The sequence below is a fragment of the Streptomyces sp. NPDC059696 genome (assembly GCF_042733745.1).
Taxonomy (GTDB): domain Bacteria; phylum Actinomycetota; class Actinomycetes; order Streptomycetales; family Streptomycetaceae; genus Streptomyces.
The window spans coordinates 1-1,189 of sequence record NZ_JBHWFG010000125.1 but is presented as its reverse complement, the minus strand read 5'-3'; the positions used below and the strand labels follow the sequence as shown (position 1 = coordinate 1,189).

The 1,189-nt window shown below is 71.3% G+C and carries 2 protein-coding genes; both read left to right on the top strand.

The window, feature by feature from the left end; translation table 11 throughout:
* Nucleotides 1-218, top strand: a 218-nt coding sequence (locus ACFV20_RS37050) for a hypothetical protein (protein WP_385665546.1), incomplete at its 5' end; no start/stop codon positions are given.
* Complete coding sequence (locus tag ACFV20_RS37045) at nucleotides 215-1,021, top strand: AAA family ATPase (protein WP_385502007.1); 807 nt, start codon at nucleotides 215-217, stop codon at nucleotides 1,019-1,021. The genes ACFV20_RS37050 and ACFV20_RS37045, both read left to right, overlap by 4 nt.
* The last annotated feature ends 168 nt before the right edge of the window (nucleotides 1,022-1,189 follow it).

Genomic DNA, 1,189 nt, shown 5'->3' with positions numbered 1-1,189 from the left:
CCGAGGAAGTCCTTGAGGTCATCCCGCTGTTCCACCCGGTGTGGGAGAACGCGGAACCCGACGACATCCTCTTCGCCAACACGCACGCCACCCACGGCAGCTTCCGCGACTGGGCCTGGCTGACCGCCCAGGTACGCCTCGGCCTCAAGCGCCTGGGCAGGCAACGCGTCGACCAAGAGGTGCTGCGCTGGGCCTTCGCCCGCCTGGGGGAGGCATGACCCCCACCGCCAGCAGCACGCACAGGTCCGCCTCGCCAGACCTCGGCCCGCAGCATTTCCTGTCGCTCCCCGGTGCCCGGACCGTCCCGGTGCCCGCCCTCGACGAGGTCGCCCGCGCTGTGGAGCAGACCATGGCAGAACAGGCCGTCATGTGCCTCTACGGCGACGCAGGCTGCGGCAAGACCCACGCCCTGCAGACTGCGCTCGCTTCCCGCCCCGAACTGCCCGGCGACGTACGCATCTGTCATCTCAGCCCACGCCCTGCTCCGACCCCAACCGTCCTGCGCGCCGAACTGCTGCTCGCTGCCGGTCTCCCCATCCCGCCGACGCGGGACCCAGGCGTCCTGGACACCGCCTTGCGCACCCAGCTCGCCGCGCACCCGCACCTGCTGGTGGTGGACGAGGCCAGCCGCCTGACCACCGGCTGCGTCGAGTACCTCTGCTACCTCTTCGACGACCCCACCACCCAGCTCACCCTCATCCTCGCTACCAGCACCAAAGGCTTCCGCATGCTGCGCCGCCAGCCTCTGCTGGCCACACGCACCACCCGCTGGCTGCAGATCCACCCGCTCACCCCCGGCGAGGTACGTCGCGCCATCCCGCAGCTCCACCCGCGATGGCGCGACGCCGACAAGGACGTCCTCGACCGCCTCGACGCCCGTCACGGGCACGGCAACTTCCGCCGCTGGGCCCAGATCACCCACCACACCCTGCGCCTCGAACGCCACGCCTCGCCCCCGGCAAGCGCCCTGCTGGAGACGACGAGCGACAGCTGTCTCCCGCCGCACGAAGACCCTCGATGACACCCTCGACACCTCCGACGCCGCCACCCGTCACGCTGATCATCGACGTGGACGACGACACCCGCGTGCTCCAGGCGGCCCGGGCCAGCTCCGACCCCCAGGCCGGCCGTGTCACGGTCGACCTCACCCCGCACACGCCCCGTACCGCCTACCTGCCGCGGGACATCC